Genomic DNA, 14,553 nt, shown 5'->3' with positions numbered 1-14,553 from the left:
CGGACCGCAGTCAGACCGTTGACCATCCTAACCGATGCGGCCACCGGGCACCGCACGGCCGCTCCCGGTTATGCGTGTCCGCCCCTGCTGAGACAATGGGCCCATGCACAGCACCGACACGACCGACGACGCCGCCCTGTTCGCCGCCTGCGTGGGCGCACCCGCCGTGGTGGTCGCCATGCCCGAGGAGGCCGAGCCGTTCCTGCAGCTCGCCTCGCGCCGCTGCGAGCACCCGCAGCTCGTGGGCAACGCCTCGTTCCACGCCCTGGAGCTCGCGGGGCGGGCCGTGCTGCTCGTGCGCACGGGCATCGGCCTGGTCAACGCGGCCTCGGCGCTCACGGCGGCCGTCGAGCGGTTCGAGCCGGGCGTCGTCGTCTCCGCGGGGTCCTGCGGTGGTCTGCGCGCGGACGTGAACGTGGGGGACCTCGTGGTCGGCACGGAGTTCCGGTACGCGGACGCGGACGCCACCGCCTTCGGCTACGCACCCGGCCAGGTGCCCGGGATGCCCGAGGCCTATCCGGCCTCTGCCGACCTCGTGACGGCGGCAAGCCGGCTCGTGGCCGGCGGGAACGGAACCGTGTGGCGCGGCACCATGCTCTCAGGGGGCTCCTTCGTGACCGCCGAGAACGTGGGCGGGGCGCGCGGCACGTTCCCCGAGGCGCTGAGCACGGACATGGAGAGCACCGCCCTGGCGCAGGTGTGCCAGGCCCACGGGAGAAAGTTCCTGGCGGTGCGCAGCATCTCGGACCTGTGCGGACCGGCCGCGGACCAGCAGTTCCACCTGGAGCTGGACCTCGTGGCGCGCCTCAGCGCGGATGCCGTGGTCGAGCTGCTCAGCACTCTGCCCGCGCCCGCACACCAGGGCTGACCCGCCCCCACCGGGGATACTCTCCCCGGAAGCAACAGCACCCCGCCCGCACGTCGAGGAGAACGAGGAACCCATGAGCGACCACAAGAACAAGGCCCTCCAGGACGCCGTCCCGGACGTGGCCCACCACGTGCTGCGGGACGGGCACAAGATCCCGCAGCTCGGGTTCGGCACCTACCCCATGGACGACGCCGAGGCCGAGGCGCTGCTGCCCGAGGCCCTGTGGCGGGGCTACCGGCTCCTCGACACGGCGGTGAACTACGGCAACGAGCGCGGTGTGGGCCGGGGAATCCGCCACAGCGGCATTTCCCGGGACGACATCTTCCTGACGTCCAAGATCCCGGGGCGGGACCACGGCCGCGAGTCGGTGCGCCGTTCCTTGGAGGGCTCACTGCGGCGGCTCGGCACCGACTACCTGGATCTCTACCTGATCCACTGGCCCAATCCGGGAGTGGACCAGTACGTCCAGACGTGGCAGGCCATGCTCGAGGCCCGGGACGAGGGACTCATCCGCTCGGTGGGCGTCTCCAACTTCCTGCCCGAGCACCTGCTGCGTCTCGAGGCGGAGACCGGCGAGATGCCCGTGGTGAACCAGGTGGAGCTGCACCCCCAGTACCAGCAGGAGGCCCTGCGCGCTTTCCACCAGGAGCACCGGATCCTCACGCAGGCCTGGTCCCCGCTGGGGCGCAAGACGGACCTGCTGCAGAGTGACTGGCTCGCGGAGATCGGCCGGCGGCAGGGACGCACGCCCGCCCAGGTGGTGCTGCGCTGGCACGTGCAGTCGGGAATCGTGCCCATCCCCAAGTCCTCCAACCCCGAGCGGATGGCGGAGAACATCGACGTCTTCGAGTGGGATCTCACGGACGAGCAGATGGAGCGCCTGCGCATGATGCACACCGGCATCAGCGGCTCGGGGTTCGATCCGGCGGCGCACGAGGAGATGTGACACGGGCCGACCGCGGGGCACGGCGTTCCGCGGTCGGAGCCCGGCACGGCTCTGCCGCTCCCCTGCCCACCCGCCCAGCCCGGCACCCGCGCGGGCCGGGCGGTGGAAAAGGCTGCGGTCGGTGCTCAGTCCGCCGCGCGGGAGAGGGCGCGCAGGATGTCCCGGGTGCGGTTCACATCGTCCTTCATCTGCGCCACGAGCGCGTCGATGCCGCGGTAGGCCACCATGCCCCGCAGCCGTTCCACGAACTCCACCACCACGGTCTGGCCGTAGAGGTCGAAGTCCTCCACCGCCTCGTCCGGGCGGTCGATCACGTGCGCCTCGACCTGGCGGGTGACGCCGTCGAACGTGGGGTTGGAGCCCACCGAGATGGCCGTGGGCCACCGCGTGCCGTCCTGGTCCACGAGCCACCCGGCGTAGACGCCGTCCGCGGGGATGAACCCCGTGGCCTTCGGGGCCAGGTTGGCGGTGGGGAAACCGAGCTGCCGACCACGGGCGGCGCCGTGCACCACCTCGCCGCGCATCCGGTGGGGACGTCCCAGCAGCTGCGCGGCCCCCTCGATGTCCCCGGCCTCGAGGCACGAGCGCACCCACGTGGAGGAGCAGCGCCGTTCCTCACGGCGGGCTGCGGAACCGGACGGGGCGTCGTCGTCCGAGGCGGGGGTGCCGGGCACGTCCTCGACCACGACGACGTCGAAGCCGTACTCGTGGCCCAGATCCGTGATGGCGGCGAGGTCACCGGAGTTGTTGCGGCCCAGCCGCACGTCCGAGCCGAGGACGAGCGAGACCGCGCGCAGCGGGCGGACGAGGTAGTCCACCAGGAACTCCTCGGGAGTCAGCTCGGAGAACTCGAGGCTGTAGGGCAGCACGAGCGCGGCGTCCACGCCGGTCTCCTCGAGCGCGTCGAGCTTGTCCTCGAGACCCATGATGAGCCCGGGGTGGTACTCGGGGCGGTGCACCAGGGCGGGGTGGGGGTCGAACGTGACCACCACGGACTGCGCGTGACGCTCCCGGGCGGTGTCCAGCAGCCGCGTGAAGACCTCCTGGTGGCCGCGGTGGACACCGTCGAAGTTGCCGATGCTCACCACGGAGGGACCGAATCCCGGGGTGACCTCGTCCAGGCTTCTCCAGCGAATCACAGTGCTCCTCGAGGTGTCATGGGTGTGTGGCGCATCGTGTAGAGCCTACCGCCCGGCGTGGGAGGCCCGCGTCAGCCACAGCCACACGAGGCCCACCACGGGCAGCACCAGCGGGATGTAGCCGTAGCCCGCGCCGAGCTCCGACCACACGCTGGCCTTGGGGAAGAGATCGGGACGGAGCACGCTCAGCAGGCCCACCCCGAGCACGCCCACGAGCTCCGCGCCCACGGCGAGCGTGGCCACCCGGTGCCACCGCGGTCCGGTCTTGGACAGCGCCACGGTGGCCAGCACGTAGATGGCCGCCGAGAGGGTGGAGAGCAGGATGGCCAGGGGCGCCGCGGAGAACTCCGTGGCCAGCTGGTAGAGCGAGCGGACCCCCGCGGAGAGGGAGAAGACCCAGTACACGACGATCAGCAGCCGACCGAACCCCGTGCTCTTGCGGTCGGTGCGCCGGGAACCACCCGGGCGGCCGAAGCGCTGCTGGAGGGTGCTGTGGGAGGACTCGCGGTCCATCGTCGTCCTTTCGGGTGCGCGGAGCCGGGCGCTGCGGCGCGGCTCACTGGTAGTAGTAGATGAAGTTCATGCGGTAGACCATCACGATCACCACGGGCCCGGCGGCCGCGAGGATCAGCGTGGACCAGCGGGAGCGCTCCACGAGGGACCACACGAACGTTCCGGCCGGGATGAGCAGCGCGGTGAGCAGGTAGCCCCAGTACTCCAGCAGGCTCCCGGACGGTGAGGGTCCCAGGACGGGCAGCAGCACCGAGCCCACGCAGTACACGAGCAGGAACGCCTCCAGCACCAGCACGGAGCCCTGGGACCAGTCGTCCGGGGCGCGTCCGCGCAGCGCCTGCACCAGGCAGACGGCGAACGAGATCACCCCCAGGACCACTGCCGCCCAGAACCAGCCGTCATATCCCCACACCATGGCCTACGCGTCCGTTCCCGTGTCGATGTCGTTGTCGTCCTGGCGCTGCGGCGAGCCGTGGGCGTCGTCGCCCGATGCCACGTCCGGGCCGTCTGCCGCTCCGGCACCGTCCGACGCTCCTGCACCGGGGGTCTCCCCCGGACCCGGGGTGAACCTCGTGCCCACCGTGATGCCCAACACGGAGGTGGCGTAGCGGCGGGCCGGCGCCCCCCTCTCCTGCGCGAGCGCGACGAGTGTCCCGTCGGGGGCGAAGCACGCCACCACCGGGCCGTCCCCGGCCTCCGCACGGCCCCCGGTGGGTGCCGCCTCCGGGGAGGCGGAGATCCGTCGCCCGTGCGAGAGGTCGGTGGCCTCCTCGGCCCCCAGCTCACGGACCGGGAAGAGCAGCCGGGCGGCCCGTGCGATCTCCAGGGTCTCGACGGTGCCCCCGGACGCCACCTGCTCCGCGAGCTCGTCCAGGGTGTGCGCGTGCTCGAGGGTGAACGACCCCACACGGGTGCGCCGCAGCGCGGTGAGGTGGCCCCCCACCCCCAGGGCGGCCCCGAGATCCCGGGCCAGCGCCCGGACGTACGTGCCGGAGGAGCACGTCACGATTGCCTCGACGTCGACGAACGCCGGTTCACCGCAGACCCGCCGGATCTCGTGCACGTCGAACGCCGAGACCGTCACGGGCCGGGCGGCGAGCTGCACGTCCTCCCCGCTGCGCACGCGCGCGTAGGAGCGCTTGCCGTCCACCTTGATGGCGCTCACGGCGGAGGGCACCTGCTGGATCTCGCCGGTGAGCTCCCCCACCGCGGTCATGACCTGCTGGTCGGTGATCCCGGCCAGCCGCTCGGGTGACGCTGTCCGCGTGACCTCGCCCTCGGCGTCGTCGGTCACGGTGGCCGCACCCAGGCGGATGCTCGCCCGGTAGGTCTTGTCCGTGCCGGTCACGTAGGTGAGCAGCTTGGTGGCCTTCTCCACCCCGATCACCAGCACACCCGACGCCGCGGGGTCCAGTGTGCCTGCGTGACCCACCTTCCGGGTCCCGGCGAGCCGACGCATGCGGGAGACGACGTCGTGCGAGGTCCAGCCCAGCGGCTTGTCCACGACCACGAGCCCGGCCACCCTCGGGAGGGAGAGGTCCGGGCTCGGGACGTCCTGTCGCTGCGCCACCGGGCTCAGGCCTGGCTGGTGTTCTCGGTGCCGGCCGCGTCGTCGTCCTCGGACGTGCGGTAGGCGTCCTCCCCCGCGGCGTACTGGGCACCCTGGGCCTGTTCGGCCACCTGGGCGTCCTTCTCCCGGGCCGTGCGCAGCAGGGACTCGAGACGCGCGGCGTCCGCGGGGATCTCGTCCGCCACGAACGTGAGCGTGGGGGTCAGACGGGCCGTGATGTTCTTGCCCACCTCGGCGCGCAGGATGCCCTTGGCGGACTCCAGGGCGCGCGCGGTGTCCTTGCGCTGGGTCTCGTCCCCGTAGACCGTGTAGTAGAGCGTGGCGTGCTGGAGGTCGTTGGTCACGCGGGCGTCGGTGACCGTGACGAACCCGAGCCGGGGGTCCTTAATCCTGCGTTCGAGTGCCTGGGCCACGATCACCTTGATGCGATCGGCCAGGCGGGCGGCGCGTGCGGCGTCGGCCATGGTGGAGCTCCTCGTGTCGTGGCAGCGCGTGCGCGCTGCGAAGTCCTCGGGCGGGTGCCTCGGGCACCCGCCGTGGGTGGGCCGCAAGCGTGGCGGCCCGGTGCGGGGCAGGGTGCCCGGGACCCCTCACTGGGATCCCGGGCACCCGGTCACGCTGTGGTTCACTCCACCCGCCCCGGCCACGGGGCGCGGGACGGGCGGGGAGACCGGATCAGTCGCGCGGCTTCTCGCGCATCTCCCAGGTCTCGATGATGTCACCCTCATGGATGTCGTTGAAGGACCCGAGCCCGATGCCGCACTCGTAGCCCTCGCGGACCTCGGTGGCGTCGTCCTTGAAGCGGCGCAGCGAGTCGATGGTGAGGTTGTCCTGCACCACGTTGCCGTCGCGCACCAGGCGTGCCTTGCCGTTGCGACGGACGGTGCCCTTGGTGATGTAGGCACCGGCGATGTTGCCCCACTTGGAGGAGCGGAACACCTCGCGGATCTCGGCGGTGCCGAGCTCCACCTCCTCGTACTCCGGCTTGAGCATGCCCTTCAGGGCGCTCTCGACCTCGTCGATGGCGTTGTAGATGACCGAGTAGAACTTCATCTCCACGCCCTCGCGCTCGGCGAGCTCGGTGACGCGCTCCGCGGGGCGGACGTTGAAGCCGATGATCACGGCGTTGTCCACCGTGGCCAGGTTCACGTCGTTCTGCGTGATGGCGCCGACGCCGCGGTGGATCACGCGCAGCTGGACCTCCTCGCCCACGTCGATCTTGAGCAGCGAGTCCTCGAGCGCCTCCACGGCACCGGACACGTCGCCCTTGATGATGAGGTTGAGGGTGTCGATCTTGCCCTCGGCCACGGCCTCGTCGAAGGACTCCAGCGTGATGCGCTTGCGGCGCTTGGCCAGCTGGGCGTTGCGGTCCGCGGCCTCCCGCTTCTCCGCGATCTGACGCGCGGTGCGCTCCTCCTGGGTGGCCAGGAAGGTGTCACCGGCGCGCGGCACGGTGGACAGACCCAGCACCTGCACCGGGCGGGACGGCGTGGCCGCCTCGACGGTGCGGCCCATCTCGTCGAACATCGCGCGGACACGGCCGTACGCCGCACCGGCCACGATGGAGTCGCCCACCTTCAGCGTTCCGGACTGGACCAGCACGGTGCACACCGCGCCGCGGCCCTTGTCCAGGTTCGCCTCGATGGCCACGCCGCGGGCGTTCTTGTCCGGGTTGGCCTGAAGCTCCAGCGCGCCGTCCGCGGTCAGGACGATCGCGTCCAGCAGGTGGTCGATGTTCAGGTTCTCGCGGGCGGAGACGTCCACGAACATCGTGTCGCCGCCGTACTCCTCGGGCACCAGGCCGTACTCGGTGAGCTGGCCGCGGATCTTCTCGGGGTTCGCGTCCGGCTTGTCCACCTTGTTGACGGCGACGACGATCGGCACGTTCGCGGCCTGCGCGTGGTTCAGCGCCTCCACGGTCTGCGGCATGACGCCGTCGTCCGCGGCGACCACCAGCACGGCGATGTCCGTGACCTGGGCACCACGGGCACGCATGGCGGTGAACGCCTCGTGGCCCGGGGTGTCGATGAACGTGATCAGACGCTCCTGCTCGTCCACCTCGGTGGAGATCTGGTACGCACCGATGTGCTGGGTGATGCCGCCGGCCTCGCCCTCGATCACCTTGGTGTTCCGGATCGCGTCCAGCAGACGCGTCTTGCCGTGGTCCACGTGGCCCATGACGGTGACGACCGGCGGGCGCGGTGCGAGGACGTCCTCGCCCTCGGCCTCCAGCTCCGCCTCGAGGTCGATGTCGAAGGACTCGAGCAGCTCGCGCTCCTCGTCCTCCGGGGACACCACCTGGATCTGGTAGCCGAGCTCGGCACCGAGGAGCTGGAAGGTCTCCTCGTCCAGGGACTGGGTCTGCGTGGCCATCTCACCCAGGTGGATGAGCACGGTCACCAGCGAGGCCGGGTTCGCGTTGATCTTCTCCGCGAAGTCCATGAGGGACGCGCCGCGGCGCAGGCGCACCACGGTGCTGCCGTCGCCGTGCGGGACCGACACGCCGCCCACGGCGGGTGCGGACATCTGCTCGAGCTCCTGGCGCTTCGCCCGCTTCGACTTGCGGTGCTTGCCGCGGGCTCCGCCGCGACCGAACGCGCCCTGGGTGCCGCCGCGGCCACCGCGGCCGCGGAAACCACCGCCGCCGCCGGGTCCACCGCCGGGCCCGCCACCACCGCGGCGGGGACCGGAACCGGGAGCAGGACGGCTGCCGATGGGTGCCACACCAGTGGTGTGGCCCGGCATCATGTTCGGCGAGGGGCGCGGGCCACCGGGGCGGGGACCGCCCTGACCCTGGCCCTGGCGCGGGGCACCCGGGCGGGGTGCGCCCGGACGGGGGCCGCCCTGACCGGCCTGCGCGGGACGGGGCCCACCCGGGCGGGGACCGCCGGGACGGGGGCCGCCCTGGCCGGCGTTGCTCGTGCGCATGCCCTGCTGGGCCGCGAACGGGTTGTTGCCGGGACGCGGTGCGCCCGGCTTGCCGGAGCGCTGCTGGCCACCGGGACGGGGGCCGCCGCGCTGGGCGCCGCCCTCGGAGGAGCGTCCCATGCCCTGCTGGGAGGCGAACGGGTTGTTGCCGGGGCGGGGCGCGGACTGGCCGGGCTTGGCACCCGGGGCCGGGGCCTTGCGCGGACCCGGCGTGGCACCGCCGGGCTTGCGGGCTCCGGTCTCCGGGGCGGCCGGGCTCTGCTCGGACGCTCCCCCGGTCTGCTGGGACGGGGTGTCCTGGGCGGGGGTCCCGGTGCTCGCGGGCTTCGACTCGGCGGGGGCGCTCGGAGCGGCCGCGGGCTTCGCGGACTCCTTGGCGGCGGCCGGCTTGGCTCCGGGCTTGGGGCCCGACGCCGCAGGCTTCTTCGCGCTCTGGGAGGCGGGGGCCTTGGCGGCCGACGCGGGCTTGGACTGCGCCGGGGCGTCGCCGCCGGCGGGGAACGCGGTGCGCAGCTTCTTGGCTACGGGCGGCTCCACCGTGGACGAGGCGCCACGGACGAACTCACCGAGTTCCTGCAGTTTGGAAATTGCTTGTTTGGACGTGATTCCGAGCTCTTTCGCGAGCTCGTGGACACGGGGCTTGGCCACTGTTCTCCTGTCTCGGTCCGCACCGAAACAGGTACGAACCGTTTATCTTCCGTTGAAGTCGCCACCGGACACGGGCGTGGTGCACGCGTGTCCTGCGCGGCTGCGGGGTGAGTACGTGGAAGTACTCATCGGCCGGCACTCATCGGTTTTCCATGGTCTTCTGACTCGCTTTCCTTGTGGTCGTCCTCCTGCACGGGCAGGAGCACGCGGAGTTGCTCCGCGAGATCGTGCGCGCTGACCGCTGTGCGGAACGCCCTGTTGAACGCCTTCTTCCGCACCGCTGTGGTGACGCACTCTCGGGTGGCATGCACCCAGGCCCCACGGCCTCCCCTTCGGCGGTGGAGGTCGGCCACGACCCGCGGGCCGTGCTCCGTGTCCTCCATCGTCACTCGGACGAGTTGATCAGGGGACGCCGTGGCACGGCACCCCACGCAGGTGCGACGACTCGTGGTGCTCATCATCGCTCCTCGTGTGCCACTCCTGGTTCCGTGCACGCCGAACGCGCGCGGGAACCGGGGGTGGTTGACCTGATCGCACCCCACTCTAGCGCGCCGCGCGCCCTGAGCGGGAATCCCGGGGTTCTCAGCCCTGCGTTGCGCGGGACTCGGGCACGATGTCGATCTTCCACCCGGTCAGGCGCGCGGCGAGTCGGGCGTTCTGGCCCTCCTTGCCGATGGCCAGGGACAGCTGGGAGTCCGGCACCACCGCGCGGGCCGAACGGGCGGCCTCGTCGAGCACGGTGACCCGGGTGACGCGGGCGGGGGACAGCGCGTTGCCGATGAACTGTGCGGGGTCCTGCGAGAAGTCGATGATGTCGATCTTCTCCTCCCCGAGCTCGTTCATGACCGCGCGCACGCGGGAACCCATGTCGCCGATGCACGCGCCCTTGGCGTTCGCCCCGGGCCGGGTGGACTCCACGGCCATCTTGGTGCGGTGCCCGGCCTCGCGGGCCAGGGTGACGATCTCCACGGATCCGTCCGCGATCTCGGGGACCTCCATCTCGAACAGCCGGCGCACCAGGTCCGGGTGGGAGCGGGAGAGCGTGATGGACGGGCCCTTGAAGCCGCGCTTGGCCTCCACCACGAACGCACGGATGCGCTCTCCGTGGCGGTAGGTCTCCCCGGGGACCTGCTCGTGGGGCGGCAGCAGACCCTCCACGGTGCCCAGGTCCACCTGGACCATCTTGGGGTTGTGGCCCTGCTGGATCTGGCCCGAGACGAGCTCGCCCTCGCGGCCCTTGAAGTGGCCCAGGACGTTGTCGTCCTCCACGTCCCGCAGCTTCTGCAGGATCACCTGGCGCGCGGTGGCCGCCGCAATGCGGCCGAAGCCGGAGGGGGTGTCGTCGAACTCACCGATGCGCCGGTCCTCCTCGTCGAGCTCCGGTGCCCAGATGGTCACGTGGCCCGAGCGGCGCTCGACCTCCGCGCGGGCGCCGTCGATCGCTCCCGGCGAGCGCATGTAGGCGAGCAGCAGCGCCTGCTCGATCGTGGGGATCAGCACGTCCACCGGGATGTCGCGCTCGCGCTCCAGCAGTCGCAGGGTGCTCATGTCGATGTCCATGTGTCCGGCCTTCCGTCCCACCACCCCCGGTCGCCGCGGGCTGGGCCGGGAATCAAACAGCGCGCCGCACGAGGTGTGCGGAGCGCTGCTGCGGGGGTGTCTCGTCGTCTTGTCTCGTGGGCCATGGTACATCCCCGGGGGATGCGTCAGATCTCCACCTCGGACCGGGCGCCCCGCAGCTGCGCGTAGTCCACGCGCTCGGGGTCCAGGAACTTCACGGGCATCCCCTTCTTGGGCTGGTGCCAGCGCTGCACCACGGCGTGGTCGTCGTGGGCCTCGATCAGCCGCGCCGTGTAGCGCTCCCCCTCCAGGGGTCGGATCCGCACCAGGTGGCCCACGGTGCGCCGCCAGTGCCGCGGGGTCTCGAGCGCGCGGGTTGCGCCCGGGGAGGAGACCTCCAGCTCGTAGGGCGGGCCCGGGACGGGATCCTCACGGTCCAGGGCGTCCGAGACCTGCTGCGCCACGGCCGCCACACGGTCCAGGTCCAGGGCCTCCGTGCCGTCCGGCAGGTCCACGAGCACCTGCAGGGTGCGGGTGCCGCCCTGGCCCGTGAGCTCGCACTGCTCCAGGAACAGTCCGGCGGCCTCGACCACCGGTTCCACGGTGGCGCGGATGGGTGCGTTCTGGTCGGAAGTCATGGGTCCTCTCCACGGGGTGCTCGGCGGCGGTGCGCCTGTGCCGGTCGGTGCTCCTCCCTATCATGAAGGACACCCGTCCCCCGGAGGAATTCGTGAGCTCCCACCCGCCCGCCGACCGCGCCCGCGCCTGGCGCCTCGCGGCCCTCGGACTCGTGCTCGCGCTGCTCCTGGTCCTGGCCGCCGGAGCGTGGTCGCTCTGGCGCCCGCTGTCCGACGACGACGCCGCCCGCCTCGCCGCGCGCGGCCACCGGGTCCGTGCGCACCCAGCTCCATCCGAATCCGTGGCTGCTGCCCGAGGACGCCCTGACCCGCCAGCTCGATGCGTTCGGACCACCGGCCACCCCGGCGCAGCAGCGGCGACTGGAGGAGCGCGGTGCGGTGGCACCCGCTCCCCCGTCCCTCGAGGCCGCGGCCGACGATCTGGCGCGCCTGGCCCGGAGCACCGAGGACGAGCACCTCACGGCAGATCTCGCCGCGGTGGCGGCCTCCTGGTGGGCGGGCGCCGCGAGCGGCCGCGGGGCCGACGCTCTCAGCTCACAGGACGATGCACGGGAGACGGAGCAGGAGACGGGGGGTACTGGAGGGGCGGTCACCGATCGTGAGGACGCCTGCGGGAGCGGTCTCACCACCGCCGTCACCGCGGTGGACCGCTCCCTGTTCACGGCCGAGACCGCCGCGGCGCGCACGGGACCGGAGGCCGGCACCGCCGGTGGGCTGGTGGATGGCGCTGCGGAGCTGCACCGGGCCGCCCTGTCCGACCCCCGGGTGGCGCCGGTGCTGGAGTGCGAGCCTCCCCCCGTGGCGGGACACCACGAGCTGCCCCCCGGTGTGCAGGAGGACCCGGTCCGGGCTCTGGGGCGCGCTGAGCAGGAGGCGCGGGACACGCTGGTGCGGGCCGCGGCGTCGTCGTCCGGGGAGCAGCGCGCGTGGATACTGGAAGCACTGCGCACCGCGGCGCGCGCCGGCCAGGTCCTGGACCCGGAGCAGCCCGTGCCCGCCCTGCCGGGCCGGCCCTGACCCCCGCCCACGGGGATCCGCGGTGGGGTCCGTCACGGGAGCCGTCACCGGCCGGTCAGGACGTCCCAGCCCAGTTTCACGATCAGCACCGAGACGACCGCGAAGAACACCACGCGAATGAACGAGCTGCCCCGCGCCACTGCGGTGCGGGCGCCCAGGTAGCCGCCGACCATGTTGCTCAGTCCCAGCACCAGACCGAGCCCCCACAGGATGGAACCGTGCGCGGCGAAGACGGCCAGGGCCCCCAGGTTGGTGGCCAGGTTCACGATCTTCGCCTTGGCGCTCGCCTCCAGGAAGCTGTAGCCCAGCACCGAGACCAGCCCGATGATGAGGAACGAGCCCGTGCCCGGGCCCATGACCCCGTCGTAGAACCCGATGCCCGCGCCCAGTGCGGCGGCGAGCCCGTAGTGCCGCGCCCCGGTGTGCCGCAGGGCCGTGAGCCGGCCCATGGACGGCTTGAGGGCCGTGAACAGCAGCACGGCCACGAGCGCCAGGACGATCACCGGTTTGAACACGGACGCCGGAAGGGCCGCGGCCACCGCGGCGCCCAGGCCCGAGGCCACGAGGGCGACGGCCGCCATGGGAAGCGCCGTGCGCAGGTCGGGACGGACCCGCCGGAAGAACGTGAGCGCGGAGGTGGCGGTGCCGAACACCGAACCCATCTTGTTGGTGGCCAGCGCCTGCACCGGGGTGAGCCCGGGGATCATGAGCGTCACGGGCAGCTGCAGGAGGCCGCCGCCGCCCACCACGGCGTCGATGAAGCCCGCCGCCAGCCCCGTGGTCATGAGCAGAAGCAGGAGGCCGGGGCTCGCGGAGTCCAGGCCGGACCCCGCGAGCAGGGAGAGCTCCACGCGGTCAGAGGGTGTCCGCCGCGGGCCCGTCCGCACCGTGCAGCTCGGTGGTGACCTCTGCGACCACCTGCTCACGCTGGATCTCGCGGCTGCGTCCGGAACGGCGGTCCTTGAGCTCGAGCACGCCGTCCGCAAGACCGCGGCCGACGACCAGCACGGTGGGGACGCCCAGCAGCTCGGCGTCCCGGAACTTCACGCCCGGGGAGACCTTGGGGCGGTCGTCGAAGAGGACCGTGATGCCCGCGGCCTCCAGGTGGCCCACGATCTCCTCCGCGGCCTCGAGCACCTCGGTGCCCTTGCCCGTGGCGACCACGTGCACGTCCGCGGGGCTCAGGTCCCGCGGCCACAGCAGGCCCTGCTCGTCGTGGTAGAACTCGGCCACCGCGGCGAGCGCACGGGTCACGCCGATGCCGTACGAGCCCATGGTCACGGTCACGAGCTTGCCGTTGCTGTCCAGCACCTTGAGCCCCAGCGCCTCGGCGTACTTGCGGCCGAGCTGGAACACGTGGCCCATCTCCATGCCGCGGGCGATCTCCAGCGGCCCGGAGCCGTCCGGGGCGGGGTCGCCGTCCCGGACCGTGCAGGCCTCCAGGGTGGCGTCCCACGTGAAGTCGCGCTCGGCCACCAGGTGGTACACGTGGCTCTGCTCGGCGTTGGCGCCCGTGATCCAGGAGGTTCCGGGGACCACGCGGGGATCCACGAAGTACGGGATGCCCGTGCGGGACGTCGAACCGAGCAGGGCGTCGTCGCGGCTGAGCCCGGGGCCGATGTAGCCCTTCACGAGCTCGGGGACGGCGCGCAGCTCCTCCTCGGTGGCCGCGGCGACCTCGAGCTCACCGCCCACCTCCAGGGCCTGGCCGATCCCGGCCTCCACCCGCTTGAGGTCCACCTCGCGGTCACCGGGCACGCCGATGGCCACGAGCTGCTTCCCGCCCTCGGGCAGGGACACGGAGAGCACCACGTTCTTGAGGGTGTCCGCGGCCGTCCACGGCTGCCCCTCCCTGGGGTGCAGCTCGTTGGAGCGCGCCACCAGCGCCTCGATGGTGGGGCTGTCCGGGGTCTCGTGGACCTGCGCGGCCGGGGCGTTCGTGTAGTCCACGGGGTCCGGCACCACGGTGGTCACGGCCTCCACGTTCGCGGCGTAGCCACCGGCGGAGCGCACGAAGGTGTCCTCCCCCACGACGGAGGGGTGCATGAACTCCTCGGAGCGCGAGCCGCCCATGGCCCCTGAGGTGGCGGACACGGCAACCACGGGCAGCCCGAGCCGCTCGAAGATCCGCACGTAGGCCGCCCGGTGCTTGGCGTAGGAGTCCTCCAGGCCGGCGTCGTCCACGTCGAAGGAGTAGGAGTCCTTCATGACGAACTCGCGCCCGCGCAGCAGACCGGCGCGGGGGCGGGCCTCGTCCCGGTACTTGGTCTGGATCTGGTAGAGCATCACCGGCAGGTCCTTGTAGGACGAGTAGAGGTCCTTGACCAGGAGGGTGAACATCTCCTCGTGGGTGGGGGCCAGCAGGTAGTCCGCGCCCTTGCGGTCCTGCAGCCGGAAGAGGTTCTCGCCGTACTCGGTCCAGCGGTTGGTGGCCTCGTAGGGCTCGCGCGGCAGCAGCGCGGGGAAGTGCACCTCCTGGGCACCGATCGCGTCCATCTCCTCGCGGACGATGTTCTCGACCCTGCGCAGCACGGCCAGTCCCAGGGGCAGCCACGTGTAGATGCCGGGTGCCGCGCGCCGGATGTAGCCGGCGCGGACCAGCAGCTTGTGGCTGTCGACGTCGGCGTCCACCGGGTCTTCGCGCAGGGTGCGCAGGAACAGGGAACTCAGGCGAAGCGGCACGAAAAGGTCCTAACCGCCCGTGACCGGGCCGATCGAAACTGCGG

14 protein-coding genes are annotated in these 14,553 nt (G+C 72.1%); 3 read left to right on the top strand and 11 right to left on the bottom strand.

Annotated elements, in window-relative coordinates; genetic code table 11:
* Positions 1–103 precede the first annotated feature (103 nt).
* Entirely contained in the window at positions 104–868 is a 765-nt protein-coding gene (gene mtnN, locus EAE32_RS09600; RefSeq protein WP_121845098.1) for a 5'-methylthioadenosine/S-adenosylhomocysteine nucleosidase, read from the top strand.
* 73 nt (positions 869–941) lie between these two features.
* Positions 942–1,814: an aldo/keto reductase gene (locus EAE32_RS09595; RefSeq protein WP_121845097.1), complete on the top strand. Its 873-nt coding sequence runs from the start codon at positions 942–944 to the stop codon at positions 1,812–1,814.
* A gap of 125 nt (positions 1,815–1,939) precedes the next feature.
* On the opposite strand, the gene EAE32_RS09590 is transcribed toward EAE32_RS09595, so the two are convergent.
* The 9 genes from EAE32_RS09590 to EAE32_RS09550 form a co-directional block, all read right to left on the bottom strand.
* A complete protein-coding gene (locus EAE32_RS09590; RefSeq protein ID WP_121865001.1) occupies positions 1,940–2,953 on the bottom strand; it encodes a bifunctional riboflavin kinase/FAD synthetase in 1,014 nt (337 codons plus the stop codon).
* A 45-nt stretch (positions 2,954–2,998) separates the two neighbouring features.
* On the bottom strand, positions 2,999–3,466 hold the full coding sequence (locus EAE32_RS09585) for a hypothetical protein (RefSeq protein ID WP_121865000.1): 468 nt from the start codon (positions 3,464–3,466) through the stop codon (positions 2,999–3,001).
* 43 nt (positions 3,467–3,509) lie between these two features.
* Entirely contained in the window at positions 3,510–3,881 is a 372-nt protein-coding gene (locus tag EAE32_RS09580) for a hypothetical protein (protein ID WP_121845094.1), read from the bottom strand.
* Positions 3,882–3,884: 3 nt separating this feature from the next.
* Entirely contained in the window at positions 3,885–5,036 is a 1,152-nt protein-coding gene (truB, locus tag EAE32_RS09575; protein WP_121864999.1) for a tRNA pseudouridine(55) synthase TruB, read from the bottom strand.
* 5 nt (positions 5,037–5,041) lie between these two features.
* Positions 5,042–5,500 carry a 30S ribosome-binding factor RbfA gene (gene rbfA, locus EAE32_RS09570; protein ID WP_121864998.1) on the bottom strand — a complete coding sequence of 153 codons (459 nt, stop codon included), beginning with the start codon at positions 5,498–5,500 and terminating at the stop codon, positions 5,042–5,044.
* A 211-nt stretch (positions 5,501–5,711) separates the two neighbouring features.
* The gene (infB, locus tag EAE32_RS09565) at positions 5,712–8,612 is read right to left on the bottom strand and encodes a translation initiation factor IF-2 (RefSeq protein WP_121864997.1); all 2,901 of its coding nucleotides are present in this window, start codon (positions 8,610–8,612) and stop codon (positions 5,712–5,714) included.
* A 125-nt stretch (positions 8,613–8,737) separates the two neighbouring features.
* Positions 8,738–9,070, bottom strand: a complete 333-nt coding sequence (locus tag EAE32_RS09560; protein ID WP_121845799.1) for a YlxR family protein — start codon at positions 9,068–9,070, stop codon at positions 8,738–8,740.
* Positions 9,071–9,194: 124 nt separating this feature from the next.
* The gene (nusA, locus tag EAE32_RS09555; RefSeq protein WP_121845781.1) at positions 9,195–10,172 is read right to left on the bottom strand and encodes a transcription termination factor NusA; all 978 of its coding nucleotides are present in this window, start codon (positions 10,170–10,172) and stop codon (positions 9,195–9,197) included.
* 146 nt (positions 10,173–10,318) lie between these two features.
* Positions 10,319–10,810 (bottom strand): ribosome maturation factor RimP, encoded by a 492-nt coding sequence (locus tag EAE32_RS09550; protein ID WP_121864996.1) that lies wholly within the window; start codon positions 10,808–10,810, stop codon positions 10,319–10,321.
* Between the two features lie 255 nt (positions 10,811–11,065).
* On the opposite strand from EAE32_RS09550, the gene EAE32_RS09545 reads away from it, so the two are divergent.
* Positions 11,066–11,827 (top strand): hypothetical protein, encoded by a 762-nt coding sequence (locus EAE32_RS09545; protein WP_121864995.1) that lies wholly within the window; start codon positions 11,066–11,068, stop codon positions 11,825–11,827.
* Positions 11,828–11,871: 44 nt separating this feature from the next.
* Here the strand turns inward: EAE32_RS09545 and EAE32_RS09540 are convergent, their stop codons facing one another.
* Together EAE32_RS09540 and EAE32_RS09535 are read right to left on the bottom strand one after the other, a co-directional pair.
* Positions 11,872–12,612: a TSUP family transporter gene (locus tag EAE32_RS09540; protein WP_121865041.1), complete on the bottom strand. Its 741-nt coding sequence runs from the start codon at positions 12,610–12,612 to the stop codon at positions 11,872–11,874.
* A gap of 70 nt (positions 12,613–12,682) precedes the next feature.
* The gene (locus EAE32_RS09535) at positions 12,683–14,509 is read right to left on the bottom strand and encodes a proline--tRNA ligase (RefSeq protein WP_121864994.1); all 1,827 of its coding nucleotides are present in this window, start codon (positions 14,507–14,509) and stop codon (positions 12,683–12,685) included.
* Positions 14,510–14,553 lie beyond the last annotated feature (44 nt).

It is taken from the genome of Kocuria tytonicola, from assembly GCF_003687175.1.
Taxonomy (GTDB): Bacteria; Actinomycetota; Actinomycetes; order Actinomycetales; family Micrococcaceae; genus Kocuria; species Kocuria tytonicola.
The sequence above is the reverse complement of the archived record's forward strand: the minus strand, read 5'-3'. Positions and strand labels throughout refer to the sequence as shown.